The organism is Sinorhizobium fredii, assembly GCF_002944405.1.
GTDB lineage: Bacteria > Pseudomonadota > Alphaproteobacteria > Rhizobiales > Rhizobiaceae > Sinorhizobium > Sinorhizobium fredii_C.
Genome location: NZ_CP024310.1, coordinates 1,220,382 through 1,235,023, shown reverse-complemented (window position 1 = coordinate 1,235,023; position 14,642 = coordinate 1,220,382). Strand labels below are relative to the sequence as shown.

Sequence of the window (14,642 nt, the reverse complement as noted above, 5' to 3'; positions counted from 1 at the left end):
TGACGCATTCGATAAATGCTTAGAGAAAAGTTTCTTTTTCAAAAGTCAGAGGGGTTGCGGCATGTCTCTTGCCAACCTTCGGAGACTTGAAGCCGAAGCCATTCATGTCCTTCGAGAAGTGGTCGCGACGTTTTCGAACCCCGTCGTCCTTTACTCGATCGGTAAGGACTCGTCCGTTCTCCTGCATCTGGCGATGAAGGCGTTCTTTCCGGCAAAGCCGCCCTTTCCCTTCCTGCATGTGGACACGACGTGGAAGTTCCGGGAGATGATCGAGTTTCGCGATCGGATGGCGCAGGATCGCGGCTTCAAGCTTCTCGTCCATGTTAACCAGGACGGCGTCGAGCAGGGTATCAATCCGTTTACGCATGGGTCCAACCTGCACACCCACGTCATGAAGACGATGGCGCTCCGGCAGGCCCTCGAGAAATACGGCTTCGACGCGGCTTTGGCGGGAGCGCGGCGGGACGAGGAGAAGTCGCGGGCTAAGGAGCGCATGTTCTCGATACGCAACGCCCAGCACGGCTGGGACCCGAAGCGCCAGCGGCCCGAGATGTGGAAGACCTACAACACCCGCGTCGGCGCCGGCGAGACGATGCGTGTGTTTCCGCTCTCCAACTGGACCGAGTTCGATATCTGGCAATACATCCTTCAGGAAAATATCCCGATCGTACCGCTCTATTTCGCGGCGCGCCGGCCGGTGGTGAGCCGCGGCGGCACTCTGATCATGGTCGACGACGGCCGCATGCCGCTCGAACCCGGCGAAGAGGTCGTGGAGCGGATGGTCCGCTTCCGTACGCTCGGCTGTTATCCACTGACCGGGGCGATCGACTCCGAGGCTGCCACGGTTCCGGACATATTGCGCGAAATGCTGACGGTGCGCACCTCCGAGCGGCTGAGCCGGCTGATCGACACAGACGAGGCCGGCGCCATGGAGAAGAAGAAGCGCGAGGGGTATTTCTGATGTCGTATCTTCACTCCGTGCCGCCGCACGACCTGGCGGTGCATCTCGCCGACCACGACGGCAAGGCGGTGCTGCGCTTCATTACCTGCGGCTCCGTCGACGACGGCAAGTCGACGCTGATCGGCCGGCTGCTCGTCGACGCGAAGCTGGTCTTCGAGGACCAATTGGCGAATCTCGGCCGGGTCGGTTCTTCGGGCGGGGCCAATGGCCAAGAAGTCGATCTGGCTTTGCTGCTCGACGGGCTCGAGGCGGAGCGCGAACAGGGCATTACCATCGACGTCGCCTACCGCTATTTCGCCACGGCGAAGCGCAAATTCATCGTCGCCGACACGCCCGGCCACGAGGAATACACGCGCAACATGGTAACCGGTGCTTCGACGGCGGACCTCGCCGTCATCCTCATCGACAGCCGCCAGGGTATTCTCCAGCAGACTCGCCGCCATTCCTATATCGCCTCGCTGCTCGGCATCCGCCATGTCGTGCTGGCGGTCAACAAGATCGATCTCGTCGAATTCCGCCAGTCGGTGTTCGACGAAATCGCCCGCGACTACGTAGCTTTCGCGAAGACGCTCGGCTTTGTCAGCATCCAGCCGATCCCGATCTCGGCGCGGTTCGGCGACAACGTTATCTCGCCATCGCAGAACATGCCGTGGTACGAGGGGCCGCCGCTTCTCGACTATCTGGAGACAGTGCCGCTCGATCCCCCCGAGGCGGAGCGGCCCTTCCGTCTCCCGGTGCAGCTGGTCACGCGTCCCAACGCCGATTTCCGCGGCTATGCCGGGCAGATCGCTTCCGGCCGGATCTCGGCCGGCGATCCGCTGGTCGTCGCAAAATCCGGACAGCGCTCGACGGTCAAGGCGATCGTCACCTTCGACGGCAATCTGGCGACCGCGGTTGAGGGCGAGCCGGTGACGCTCGTCCTTGCCGACGACGTCGACGCCTCGCGCGGCGACATGCTGGTCGCCCCCGCCTCGAGGCCCTTCGTCGCCGACCAGTTCCAGGCGCATGTGATCTGGTTCGACGCCAATCCCTTGCTTCCCGGGCGCAGCTATATCCTGAGAACGGAGACGGACAGCGTCGGCGCCACGGTCACGGCGCTGAAGCACCAGGTCAATATCAACAGCTTTGGCCGCGAGGCTGCGAAATCCCTGCAGATGAACGAGGTGGGGGTCTGCAACATCTCGACGCAGGCGCCGATTGCCTTCGACTCCTACCAGGATAACAGGGCGACCGGCAATTTCATCTTCGTCGACCGGGCCAGCAATGCAACGGTCGGCGCCGGCATGATCGATTTCCCGCTCCGGCGCGCCGACAACGTGCATTGGCAGGCGACCGACGTCAACAAAGGGGCGCGTGCGGCCATGAAGAGCCAGCGCCCCGCCGTCCTGTGGTTCACAGGACTTTCCGGCTCCGGCAAGTCGACGATCGCTAATGCGCTCGACCGGCTGCTGCATGCCCGCGGCAAGCACACCTACATGCTCGACGGCGACAATGTGCGCCACGGCCTCAATCGCGACCTCGGCTTCACCGAAGCCGACCGCGTCGAGAACATCCGCCGCGTCGCCGAGGTCGCCAAGCTGATGGCCGATGCCGGGCTGATCGTGCTCGTGTCCTTCATCTCGCCGTTTCGCGGCGAGCGCCGGATGGCCCGCGAACTGATGGAGGAGGGCGAGTTCATCGAAATCTTCGTCGACACGCCGCTCGAGGAATGCGCGCGGCGCGACCCGAAGGGGCTTTATCAGAAGGCGCTCGCCGGCAAGATAGCCAATTTCACCGGCGTCTCCTCGCCCTACGAGGCGCCGGAGAACCCGGAACTGCATCTGAAGACAGTCGAAGAGGACCCGGTCGCCCTTGCGCTGAAGATCGAGGCATTCCTCGACAGACATAGGGAGGACCAATGACGCTCCTTTGCGAACTCCTCGAGCGCATCGCGCTCGAGGCCGGCGCGTCGATCCTCCCCATCTACGAAGCGGGACCGACGGTCTGCTACAAGGATGATCGCTCGCCGGTGACCGAGGCGGACGAGCGGGCCGAAGCGATCATTCTCGCCCGGCTGGCGGCCGCCTTCCCGCATATCCCGATCGTCGCCGAGGAGGCCGTCGCTTCGGGCTGCGTCCCCGACATCAGTTGCGGCACGTTCTTCCTGGTCGACCCGCTCGACGGGACGAAGGAATTCATCAACCGGCGCGACGATTTCACCGTCAATATCGCCCTGATCGAAGGCTGCGTCCCGGTTGCCGGCATCGTCTATGCGCCGGCGCTGCGTTGCGCCTATGTCGCCGACGAGGGGCGGGCGGAGAAGCTCGTCTTCGGCTCCGGCCGGGTGGGAGAACGGCAGGCGATACGGGTGCGGGCGAGAGGTCCGGCCCTGACCGCCGTTGCCAGCCGTTCGCACAACAGTTCGGAGACCGAGGCCTTTCTCGCCGGCCACGGCGTCACGGATCTGACCTCGGTCGGCTCGTCGCTGAAATTCTGCCTGCTCGCCGAAGGCAGGGCGGATGTCTATCCGCGATTCGGCCGGACGATGGAATGGGACACGGCGGCAGGCAACGCGGTGCTCAACGCCGCCGGCGGATCGGTGGTCCGGCTCGACGGCTCGCGCCTCTCTTACGGCAAGATGAAGCAGACGGACGACAGCGACTTCGCAAATCCGCATTTCGTCGCCTGGGCGGATACGTCTTCGGTGTTGACGGCTCCTTAGTACCGCCAGCTGTACGCAGGCACGGGCAGGAGGAATTTCTCATGTGTGGAATTGCCGGCCTGATAGACTATGCGCAGCACAGTCGGGAGGAAGCGGCGCAGATACTGACGCGCATGACGAACGCCCTCGCCCACCGCGGGCCGGATGCTTCGGGTACATGGCTCGATCGCGAGGGCCGTGTAGGGCTCGGACACCGCCGCTTGTCCATCATTGACCTCTCCCCGACGGGTGCCCAGCCGATGCATTCGAGCAGCGGCCGCTACTCGATCGTCTTCAACGGCGAGATATACGGCTTCCTTGACCTGAGAGCCGCATTGGAGGAGCAGGGCGCTCGCTTCCGCGGCCACTCCGATACCGAGGTGCTCCTGGAGGCGATCGAGACCTACGGCCTGGAAGGTGCATTGCAGCGCTGCAATGGCATGTTCGCCTTTGCACTTTACGACAGCGCCACGCGACAGATCATCTTCGCTCGCGACCGGATAGGAAAGAAGCCTCTCTATATCGGCATATCCAAGGGGGGCCTTGCCTTCGGCTCCGAGCTGAAAAGCATCAGGGCGCATCCGTCCTTCCGCGCCGCCGATCTAGATCCCCAGGCGGCCACGCTGTTCTTGCGATACGGCTACGTGCCAACGCCCTATTCGATCTACCGCGGCATCGTCAAGCTTCCGCATGGCTCCTGGCTGAGCCTCTCGGTCGACACGCCGCCGGCGTCGGCGGCCGCCGCCCTTAGCGGAGCCAGGAGCTATTGGGATGCTTTCGAGGCGGCGGAACGGGGCCATGCGCAGCGGATCGAATGCCCGGACGAAGCCTTGGACGCGCTCGACGCGGAGCTGAAACGGGCGGTGAGTGAGCGGCTGGTCTCCGACGTGCCGGTGGGGGCTCTCCTTTCCAGCGGGGTCGATTCTTCCTTGGTGTCGGCCGTCATGCAGGAAGTTTCGACCTCGCGTGTAAAAACCTACACCGTGCGCTTTCTGGAGGAGCAGTATAACGAGGCGGACCTGGCGTCAGGCATCGCCAGACAGCTCGGCACCGATCATACGGAGATCACGGCAGAACCCGACACGGCATTGGGCGTCGTCACCGAGTTGCCGGAGGTGTATGACGAGCCCTTCGCCGATCCTTCACAGATTCCGACGCTGCTTGTATCGAAACTGGCGCGAAGAACCGTAACGGTGGCACTTTCGGGCGACGGCGGCGACGAGTTCTTCGGTGGCTACAAACGCTATCGGCAAATGCTCGCCTTCGACCGGCTGGCGAGGAAAACGCCTGCCGTTGCCCTGCAGGCGGCAAGGCATGCACCCCATTGGGCGCTGGAGGTTGCCGCCGCGGCCGCTCGCCATGCGCACCCGTCCTCGCTTCAGGACGAAGTGACCGGCAATCGGCTGAGAAGACTTGCCGAGCTCCTGGAGATCGAGGACCCGGACGCCCGCTACCTGGACTTTCGCTCGATCTGGTCACATCCGGACGAGGTCGTATTCGGCGGAGCGGAGCCTCCGACCACGATGACCTCGAAGCGGATACCGGCCTGCCTCGGCGCCGTCGACAGAATGATGTACAGCGACATGGTCGACTATCTGCCCGACGACATCCTCGTGAAGATGGATCGGGCTTCGATGGCGGTGGGCCTGGAGATGCGGGCCCCGTTGCTCGATTACCGCTTCGTCGAACTGGCCTGGCGTGCACCAAGAACGTTGTGCTTCGCCGAAGCGCCGGGCAAGCCCGCGCTGCGCAAGCTCCTGTCCCGGAGGCTGCCGGAACAGTTCATAAGTCTTTCAAAACGCGGATTCGGCGTCCCCATCAATGCTTGGTTGCGCGGACCGCTGCGCGCCTGGGCGGAAGAGATGCTGTCGCCGTCTCGCCTGCAGCGCGATGGAATCTTCCGGGCCGAGCCGATCGTCAGTCGCTGGAAGGAACATCTCGCCGGCCGCCGCGACTGGGGGCCGCAATTGTGGGCGGTGCTGATGTTCAACCTGTGGCACGACCGTTGGGTCCGTTCCGATTGACCGAGACAGAAGGCAGAGCAAGGGGCGTAACGCAAACATGGAACCGCAACGAATGACGGATAGCGGCAAGCCTGTGTTCTCCCGTTTTCGGGATCTTGGTCGCGCGCAATTGAATGTGGAGTTCCAGGTCCATACCAATTGGACAGACGGGCAGGCGACGGTGCTTGAGGTGCTGCAAACGGCCAAGGAACGCGGCCTCGCCGAACTCGCTTTCACGGAACATGTCCGGGAAGACACGTCCTGGTTTCCCGACTTCAGGTCCGAGATTCTTTCCGCTGCGGACGGCTTCGGCGATTTGCGCGTCTATGTCGGCTGCGAGACGAAAGCCATCGACGACGATGGACGGCTGGATGTGTCGCGATCCGTGCTAGACGCCTGCGATATTGTTCTTGGCGTCGTCCACCGCTTGCCGGACGGGCAGGGCGGCTACCTCGATTTCAAGCAAATGTCGTTCGAGGAGACGGCCGAAATCGAATTTCGTCTGTCGATGGGCATGATTGCGAGCGCGCCGATTGACGTGCTCGGACACCCGGGTGGGATGAGCCTGAGGCGCTACGGCCGGTTTCCGGAGAATTACTTTCGCACACTGGTGACAGCGACGCTCGAGCGGGGGATCGCCATCGAGATCAACTCCTCGTACCTGGTCGATATCCCCGCGTTCTTGGCGCTGTGCGACGAGATCAATCCGTTTGTTTCAATCGGTTCCGATGCGCACAAGCTGAGCGAGCTGGGCCGTTGCCGGGACAGGCTTCGTGAACTGGGGGTAGGGCTGGTATGAAGGTCTTCATCACGGGGGCGGGCGCCCTCCTCGGGCAGGGGATCATTCGCGCTTTGCGGCGCTCCACGCTTCGAGCGACCGTAATCGTCGGGGATCCGAGCCCGCTCTCGGCCGGCCTCTACTGGGGCGATGCCGCCTATCTCGTTCCGATGGCGAAGGACCCGGAATATCTGGACAAGCTGGGCGACCTGCTGCGAGCGGAGCGGCCCGACATCCTTATTCCCGGAACTGATGTGGAATTGCCGATCCTTGCAGCGAACCGGGAAGCTATCGCGAGCACCTACGCAACCCAGGTGATCATCAGTTCGCCAAATGTCGTCTCCATCGCCAATGACAAGTGGCTTACCTCCGAGTTCCTCCGGCAACGCGGACTGGGCTTCGTTCCCTCCTGCCTGCCAGGCGACGAGGAGACGTTGATCGAAGAGTGCGGCTTTCCGCTTGTCGTCAAACCGAGGATCGGCGCCAGGTCGATCGGCTTCGGCATCGTCCGCGATCGGGACCAGCTAACGCGCGCAATCGCCGAGCAGCCCGACATCGTGATACAGAAATATGTCGGCTCTGATGCGACCGAATACACCTCCGGCACACTCACCTTCGACGGCAAATGCCGCGCGACGATCGTCATGCGCCGGGATCTGCGCGACGGCAATACCTACCGCGCCTTTGCGGAGCCGTTTCCGGCCCTCAACGCGGCAATGGCCCAGGCGGCAGACGCCCTCGGCGCCGACGGGCCTGCAAATTTCCAGTTCCGCCTCGACGACGGCGTTCCCAGGATTTTCGAGATCAATGCGCGGTTTTCGGGCACCACCGCGGTGAGGATCCATGCGGGCTTCAATGAAGTCGAGCTGTGCATCCGGCATCTGCTCTTTGGAGAGCCGATCGTTCAGCCGGAGATCACGCCGGTAACCATACTGCGCCACTGGTCGGAGACTGTGGTCAGACCCAGCGACCTGGTCACGGCTTCCACTCGTCTGGAAGAACAAGTCTGAGGAAAGAGATCGGCCGTGAGCACAAAGCACCTGGCGGTAACTGGCGCTACCGGGTTCATCGGGGCAAGAGTCATTGAGCGTGCACTTGCACAAGGCTACGCCGTGACGGCGCTTGTGCGCGATCCCGAGCGGGTCGCCGCGCGCAGTGGTTTTCGCTTGCGGCTCGAGAAATGGTCGATCGGCAACCCCCTGCCTTCGATAGGGCAAGCCGATGCCCTGCTTCATCTTGCCGCCTACATTCCAGCCGATCTCAGCGACGCCGGCCAGGCCGCGAGCTGTTTCAAGATCAATACCATCGGCGCCCTGCAGGTCGCGATGGAAGCCGCTTCCCAGGGTTTGAGGCGGCTGGTTTTCTTCGGATCCGCGCAGGTCTATGCGCCGGATCCCGGTCCCGCATCGGAAACGAGCGCCACATTTCCCGTCCATCGGGCCAGCTATTATCTGGCGAGCAAGCTCTCTGCCGAGATTTGCCTGATGGCTTTCGGCAAGGCAAATGCGATGCCGGTGACGGTCCTCCGTCTCGCGTCGGTCTATGGCCCGGGCATGCACGCCACGGGGATGGTGCCTGCCTTTCTGCGGACGCTCGCGCGCGGGCGTCCCTTGATCATAGCGGACGGCGGGCAATACAGCGTCGACCTCGTCTATGTCGACGACGTCGTGACGCTGGCGCTGCGGGCGGTGGAGAAGAGCGCGGACGGGGTTTTCAATGCCGGCAGCGGTTGCTCCTGCGCGTCTCTGGAAGCCGCGCAGGCGGTTGCCGACGTCGTCGGGGCAGACCGGATTCTCATTGGGGTCGAGGCCGCGGGCACCAATACAGCCGCTCGCGGGTTCAGGGCGCTCGAAGTCGCCAAGGCTGCGAAGCATCTCGACTACCAGCCTCGTTCCTTTCGCGAGGGCATTGAAGCCTGGAAGGCGGAGACCGGATTTGCGGAGTTCGACGACGCCCGAGGCCAGCGCTGACAATGTTACGGCCGCCAATGCTTTGCAGGGGAAGGCGCCGATGTCCGGCCCCTTCCCAACCCACGCTGCTACGCGTGCGCGGGGTCAGGCAAAGATGAAGTCGCTCCTCGAAAAGTTGGAGGCGGAGAGACTGCTGGTTGGATCGTCCACGAGGATCGAGAAGGCGTGGCCCGCGGAGTTGAGACCCTTGAGCAACACGTCGCCACCCGTGGTGTTGTAGGCATAGACGGTGCCGTTGGCGCCGGAGCTCGAATACTGCGTGACCCCGAGCTTCTCGATGACCAGGAAGTCCACGCCATCCTGGAAATCCATGATCGTGTCCTGAGCGCTGAGGGCAGCGGTCGCCTTGAAGACGAAACGGTCGGAGTCGGCACCGCCCCAGAGGATATCGCTGCCCGCTTCCCCAATGAGGGTGTCCTTCCCGGCATCACCGCGCAGGGTATCATTGCCGTCACCGGCATAGATGAGGTCGATGCCGTTGCCGCCCCTGAGCGAGTCCGCGCCTCCTTCGCCGGTCAGGATGTCGTCGCCGTCATCCCCGAAGGCGATGTCGTTGCCGTCGCCGACCGAGATCCTGTCGTTGCCGATGCCGCCGTGGGCTTCATCGATGCCGGTTTCGGAGTCGAGCACGTCATTGCCGTCGCCGCCGTCGAGATAATTGTTGCCGTCGCCGCCGTCGACGATGTCGTCGCCGATGCCGCCATAGACACGGTCGTGCCCCGACTGCCCCTTCAGGGCGTCGTTGCCCTCTTCGCCATAGATCGTATCGTTGCCCGCGCCACTCGACACGGCCTGTTGCGTCAGCTTGCCGGTTGCCGGGTCTATGCGATTGTTGAAGCCGTCATTTCCCGATCCGGCATAGATGATGTCATCGCCGGAGCCTGCGTCGATATATTCTTCGCCTGCTCCACCGTAGATTTTGTCGTTTCCGCTGTCGCCCAGGATGTGATCATGGCCGTCGCCACCGTCGATGATGTCGTTGCCGTCACCGCCTTCGAAGATATCGTTTCCCAAACCACCGATCAGCGTATCGGCCCCAAGCCCACCCTCGATGCTGTCGTTGCCGTCGCCGCCTTCGGCATAGTCGTCACCGACGCCCGCCTTGATGTGGTCGTTACCGACTCCACCGAAAAACCTGTCATTGCCTTCGCGGCCATCGAGGTAATCGTCGCCGGCATAGCCCCAAAGCTCGTCGCCATTGAGGGTGCCGAGAATCGTGTCGGTAAGGTTGGTTCCCTTAAAAATCATCATGATCTCCTAGCAGTTGCAGGAGGGCGGATAATTTCAGAATAGGGCGCAAAAGTGGATTTGGGCCTAATTCAATACGTACAATTGAATGGAGACGAAGGCATATACTACCTATTCTAGAAATATTCAATGGCTTTCACAACTGAATCTGAAAGCGCTGGCCTTGAAAATGCTCACTCTTCTGACGGAATGAAACGGATATCAGGAATAACTTCATAGATGCGGAATGTAAGGCGTTAGAAAACTTGCGTATTTTGTCCTGATCGCGGCGATTGCATACGCTTTTTCCACACGCTCTCGGGCGTTGTAGGCATAGCGGGCATATTCGGTAGGGGAAAAATCGAGGATTTCGCGGATCGCCTCGGCAAGAGCCTCCGGGTCGCGCGCCGGTACGGCGATGCCCGCATTTCCGGCAACTGTGGCGGCATCGCCGACGTCCGTCGTGACGATCGGCTTCGCGTAGCTCATTGCCTCTGCAATTACGTTCGGGAAACCCTCGGTCCTCGACGACAGCACCAAGGCGTCGATGCTGCGGTAGTAGGAAGGCATGTCGGAGATCTCGCCCATGAGGTCGACCGCGTCCTCGGGCAGACCCGCCTCCGCCATCAAGTCGACCACAGCGCGGTTGTCGCGGGAAAGCCCGTTGCCGGCGGCGGAAAAGAGCGCCTGTGGGTGCGTCTTGCGGACGGCAGCCACGGCTTTGAAGAAGGTGCCGTGATCCTTCTGCGGGTGGAACCGACCGACGATGCCGATCCGGCGTGCGGTCTTCGCCTCGGGGGAATCGATGCGCGGCAAGTCGAAGCCGTTCGGAATGACGACGGCGTTCCGGTTTGCGTAGCCGTAGGCCCGATGCAACTGGAGGGCGCGCGCGCTGTTGTAGATGATGCCGGCCGGCCGGCTCGACAGAAGCTTCGCACCGGCAATTGCCAGGCGCGAGCTGCGCGTAAGGGAGGCGGGGTCGTCCAAGGACTGGCGAATGTTCCAGTAAACCGCCGCTCCGGACCGACACATTTGGGCAGCGATCGTGCCGACGACCATCGCATGGTACATCCAGCACAGGATTACATCGGGACGCTCCTTGCGAATAAGCCGGGCGAGCCGGACGATCGCACCTGGAAGCGCGGTGAGGGAGGAGGCGGCCAGCGATACGTAGGCAACTCTCGGATTGTCGGCGAGATTGCGGTTCCGATCCGAGACACCGATCAGCGAAACGACGACGATGCGCTCATCGGCGGAACCCTGAAGCAGGCGTGCGAGCATGGTCTCGGCACCTGCGCTGGCGGTGAAGTTGGTGATGACATGCATTATCATCGAGGCCGCCCTACTGCATGTCTTTGTCCTTAAATCGAGGTCGATTTAAGGACAAAGACATGCAGTAATTCAAGGTGCTACAGCGACCTTTGCGCGTCTGAAGACGCGGAGCTGCAAGTTCGGCACTGCCCATGCATCGATAGGAGGAACGAACCGCTCTGCCATGAACGTCCGTCAATCGGTCAGACCCATGCCGGCAAAGAGAATTCGGTTGACCATGTGCACGTCAAATCTGCTTTCCGCGAGTTCCCGCGAGCGCCTGCCCATTCTTTCGGCGAGATCTGGATCGCGCGCAAACGCCGCCATCGCATCTGCAAGCGCGGCGACGTCGAGCGGTTTCACCGTCATGCCGTTCACGCCCGGCTGCACCGTATCGCGGCAGCCCGGCAGATCCGTCGTGATCACCGGCCTGCCGACCGCCAGCGCCTCGAGGATGCTCCGCGGAATGCCTTCGCGATAGTAGGAGGGAAGGACGAAGACACTGCATGCCGCCAAGTAGGGGCGCACGTCGTCGGTCGTGCCAAGATACTCCAATATTCCTTCACCGACCCAAGCCTTGATTTCCTGGCGCGAGATTGCCGTCGGGTTGCTGTCGAAGTGACCGAGCAGTTGAAACCGGGCATCGGGGAAAGTGCGTCGCACGATCCTCGCGGCCTCGACATATTCCACCACTCCCTTGTCGCGCAGGAGCCGTGCGATCATCAGGAAGACAGGCCCGCCGCGAGCCCTTCGCGCAAAGGCAAAATGCTCCAGGTCCACCCCGGATCCGGGAACCATCGTGGGGGTCAAGGCATCCGGCAGCATATGGTAGCGGCGAATGTCCTCTGCATCCGCGTCGTTATAGACGAAAACCACCCTCGCGCGCCTGAACGCCAGGCGATACAGCCGGACGCACAGGTGGCGGATGGCGAGTGCCTTGAAGGAGCGACCGCCGGTTTCGGAAAAGATGTGGCCAAGGCCCGTGACGAGGAAGCACCGTTCCCTGATCCCGAGCGTCCGGGCGGCGATCCCGGCATAGATGATCGGCTTCATTGTATAGGGAAGGACCATGTCGGGCTTCAGCCGCTTGAAGTGTCGCCGCAGCGACCAAAAGGTGCGGATGTCCTGCAGCGGATTGAGACCGGTCCGCACCATCGGAATGCGGACGAAGCGAACGCCGATTTCAGCGAGCGCCTGCGCGACCCGCGGGTCCTGCTCGGGAGCGAAGGCTATGACTTCGTGGCCGGCGCCGACCAAGCGCTTCAGCAACTCCAGCCGAAAAATCGTGAGAGACGCCGTCAGGCTTGCGACGACGGCGATCACGCGTCTGCGCGTCGAAGGCTGTGCGACACCGGAGGGGCCCGTTGCGCGGGCGATCTCCTCGGTCTGCATGCGGGCAACATGTTCAGCGGAACTCAAGGCTGACCTCCCCGCGCGCTTTCACCTAATCCGGCAATCGCAGTCCCCCGCGGGCGCTCTTTTGATAGATCTGCCGGCGTGGACTCTCAGGCTTGCTGCGCCTTGTCGGCTGGAGCCGGCCGCGCTTCTTGTTCACGGCGGGGGGCTTCGTCATGGCGGCCTCATGCTCGTAGCGCGGAAGCAGTTCGCGCATGACTGCCACGACGGCCGGATCGTTGCCCCGCTCCGCATGTCGCTGCAGGCGAGCGAACGCGTCCCGCAGCGTCGGTAAGGGAATGGGCTCCGGAACCGCACCGAGAACGCCCGGCACCGGAGAGGTTATGCGCTTGTCGGTCTCGTCGAAAAGCTCCTCGTAGAGCTTTTCGCCTGGGCGGCAGCCGATGATCTTGATCTCGATATCCTGGTCTGGGCTGAAGCCGGCCAGCCGGATCATGCGGCGCGCAATGTCGATGACCTTCACCGGCTCGCCCATGTCGAGGACGAAAATCTCACCCTGTCCGAGCTGTTTCTCAAAGCCATAGGCCGATGCCTGCAAGGTCAGCTCCACGGCCTCGCGGATCGTCATGAAGAAGCGCGTCATGCATGGATCGGTCACGGTCAGCGGGCCGCCTCTAGCGAGCTGGCGCTTGAAGAGCGGGATTAGCGATCCGCTCGATCCCAGCACGTTGCCGAAGCGGACGGTCATGAACCGCGGGCCCTTGCCGGTTTCGAGCCCCTGCAGGTCGAGTGCTTGGCAATAAAGCTCCGCAAGCCGCTTCGTCGCACCCATCATGCTTGTAGAGTTCACAACCTTGTCGGTCGATACCTGGACCATGGCCAGCGTGCCGTATTTCTTTGCCGCATTGGCGACGTTCATCGTGCCGATGACGTTCGTGAGGATGCCCTCGCGCGGATTCATCTGCACCATGGGCACATGCTTGAGGGCCGCAGCATGGAAGACCAGCTCCGGGCGATGCCGCTCGAAAATTTCCTCGACACGCTGGCTGCGCCGGACGCTGCAAAGGTAACTCCACGAAGATACGTTCGGGAGGGTCTCGGCGAGCGTCATGTCGATCGAGTAGAGATTGTATTCCGAATTGTCGACCAGCACGATCTCCGCCGGCTCGCAGGCAGCGACCTGTGCGGTCAGCTCGCTGCCGATCGATCCGCCGGCCCCGGTGATCAGCACGCGCCGACCCCGGACAAGCCGGGCGATCGCCTCGCGGTCGAGTGCCGCTTGCGGGCGCTCCAGCAGATCGGTGAGTTCTACCGACCGCAGTTCATAAGGATTGTCTCCCTTGGCGTGTTTGAACTCGGTTGGCTGCGACAGGCGCGACACGGCAATGCCAAGCCTTTCGGCCGACCGCAGCAGCTCGTCCGACGCGGCTTCGCCGAAGTTTGCCGGCGCTTCCGTGAAGACGACATGGCGCGGCCGCCTGTTGGCTTGCTGCAGTTCCGCCACGACCTGCTCGAAATCCTCGATCCGCCCCGCAATCGGCACCCCGCGCAAGCTCATCCCCAGCTGGTCTGCGTTCTTGTCGAGGCAGGCCACCGGCACATGAGTGGCATTTGGATCGCGCGCGAGTGCCCGCAGGTAAAGCTCGGCGGCGTCGCCCGCTCCGACGAGCAGCAACGGCACCTGGTGATCGTGGCCCACTCCCTTGTGGCGCCCATTCTTGAAAACCGGTCGCGCCAGCGGGATTTCGTCGGCGCGAAAGCTCAGCCGCGCGGCGGCAAGGAAGGCGATCAGGAGCAGCGACTGCATCGGCACGACGGACCGCGGCATGTCGATCAGCCTTGTCGAAAAGAACAGGAGCGAAATCAGCAATAGCGACGTCGCGAGGACTGCGCGAAGAATGATCAGGAGATCGGAGATCGAGCCATATTTCCAGTTTCGGCTGTAAAGCCCGGACAACGGAAAAATGATCGCGCAAATCGCGAGATACTGGGCACCGGACCACAACAGGACGGAGGCGGTTTCGGGCCTCGTACTGAGCTCGGCAAAGCCGTAACGCAGCAACAGCGCCACGGCCAGCGCCACGCCTGCGGAGCCAAGGTCTGCAAGATACAAGGCCGGATATTTCTGAATGCTGAAAACGGCCCCTCGCAGACGCCGGTAGCCGATATCGAGGGCCGCCCCGAATACCGGTAGCAACATTTTGGCCGATGCTCTTGCTGTTCCGCCTTTCGGCAACATTAGGAAACTATCGCGCACTGCCTTCGCGGCGTCGTAAAAACGCTGCATGACGGGCCCTTCCTAATTTCTGCAAGCCTGCCGTGCCGCCGAACGAGAACCGCACCTCCCTCAAGAAGG

At 62.5% G+C, this 14,642-nt stretch carries 11 protein-coding genes; 7 read left to right on the top strand and 4 right to left on the bottom strand.

Features of this window, described 5'->3' with window-relative positions; all coding sequences use genetic code 11:
- The first annotated feature begins 61 nt into the window (after nucleotides 1-61).
- The 7 genes from cysD to NXT3_RS29315 are packed head-to-tail and all read left to right on the top strand — an operon-like array spanning nucleotide 62 to nucleotide 8,392.
- Nucleotides 62-961, top strand: coding sequence for a sulfate adenylyltransferase subunit CysD (cysD, locus tag NXT3_RS29345; protein WP_104841216.1), 900 nt, complete (start codon nucleotides 62-64; stop codon nucleotides 959-961).
- Nucleotides 961-2,862 (top strand): bifunctional sulfate adenylyltransferase/adenylyl-sulfate kinase NodQ, encoded by a 1,902-nt coding sequence (gene cysN, locus NXT3_RS29340; protein ID WP_104841215.1) that lies wholly within the window; start codon nucleotides 961-963, stop codon nucleotides 2,860-2,862. Before cysD ends, cysN begins: the two co-directional genes overlap by 1 nt.
- A complete protein-coding gene (cysQ, locus tag NXT3_RS29335) occupies nucleotides 2,859-3,662 on the top strand; it encodes a 3'(2'),5'-bisphosphate nucleotidase CysQ (RefSeq protein ID WP_104841214.1) in 804 nt (267 codons plus the stop codon). The genes cysN and cysQ overlap by 4 nt, the downstream gene beginning before the upstream one ends.
- 41 nt (nucleotides 3,663-3,703) lie before the next feature.
- Entirely contained in the window at nucleotides 3,704-5,665 is a 1,962-nt protein-coding gene (gene asnB, locus NXT3_RS29330; protein ID WP_104841213.1) for an asparagine synthase (glutamine-hydrolyzing), read from the top strand.
- A gap of 52 nt (nucleotides 5,666-5,717) precedes the next feature.
- A complete protein-coding gene (locus NXT3_RS29325; protein WP_234828212.1) occupies nucleotides 5,718-6,443 on the top strand; it encodes a PHP domain-containing protein in 726 nt (241 codons plus the stop codon).
- A complete protein-coding gene (locus NXT3_RS29320; RefSeq protein WP_104841211.1) occupies nucleotides 6,440-7,432 on the top strand; it encodes an ATP-grasp domain-containing protein in 993 nt (330 codons plus the stop codon). Before NXT3_RS29325 ends, NXT3_RS29320 begins: the two co-directional genes overlap by 4 nt.
- Before the next feature lie 15 nt (nucleotides 7,433-7,447).
- On the top strand, nucleotides 7,448-8,392 hold the full coding sequence (locus NXT3_RS29315; protein WP_104841210.1) for an NAD-dependent epimerase/dehydratase family protein: 945 nt from the start codon (nucleotides 7,448-7,450) through the stop codon (nucleotides 8,390-8,392).
- An 84-nt stretch (nucleotides 8,393-8,476) separates the two neighbouring features.
- Here the strand turns inward: NXT3_RS29315 and NXT3_RS29310 are convergent, their stop codons facing one another.
- From NXT3_RS29310 to NXT3_RS29295, 4 genes are all read right to left on the bottom strand, one after another.
- Entirely contained in the window at nucleotides 8,477-9,640 is a 1,164-nt protein-coding gene (locus tag NXT3_RS29310) for a calcium-binding protein (RefSeq protein ID WP_104841209.1), read from the bottom strand.
- A gap of 213 nt (nucleotides 9,641-9,853) precedes the next feature.
- Nucleotides 9,854-10,951 carry a glycosyltransferase family 4 protein gene (locus tag NXT3_RS29305; RefSeq protein ID WP_097524513.1) on the bottom strand — a complete coding sequence of 366 codons (1,098 nt, stop codon included), beginning with the start codon at nucleotides 10,949-10,951 and terminating at the stop codon, nucleotides 9,854-9,856.
- 174 nt (nucleotides 10,952-11,125) lie between these two features.
- Nucleotides 11,126-12,322, bottom strand: coding sequence for a glycosyltransferase family 4 protein (locus NXT3_RS29300; protein WP_423827869.1), 1,197 nt, complete (start codon nucleotides 12,320-12,322; stop codon nucleotides 11,126-11,128).
- A gap of 52 nt (nucleotides 12,323-12,374) precedes the next feature.
- Nucleotides 12,375-14,525, bottom strand: a complete 2,151-nt coding sequence (locus tag NXT3_RS29295) for a polysaccharide biosynthesis protein (RefSeq protein ID WP_423828018.1) — start codon at nucleotides 14,523-14,525, stop codon at nucleotides 12,375-12,377.
- Nucleotides 14,526-14,642 lie beyond the last annotated feature (117 nt).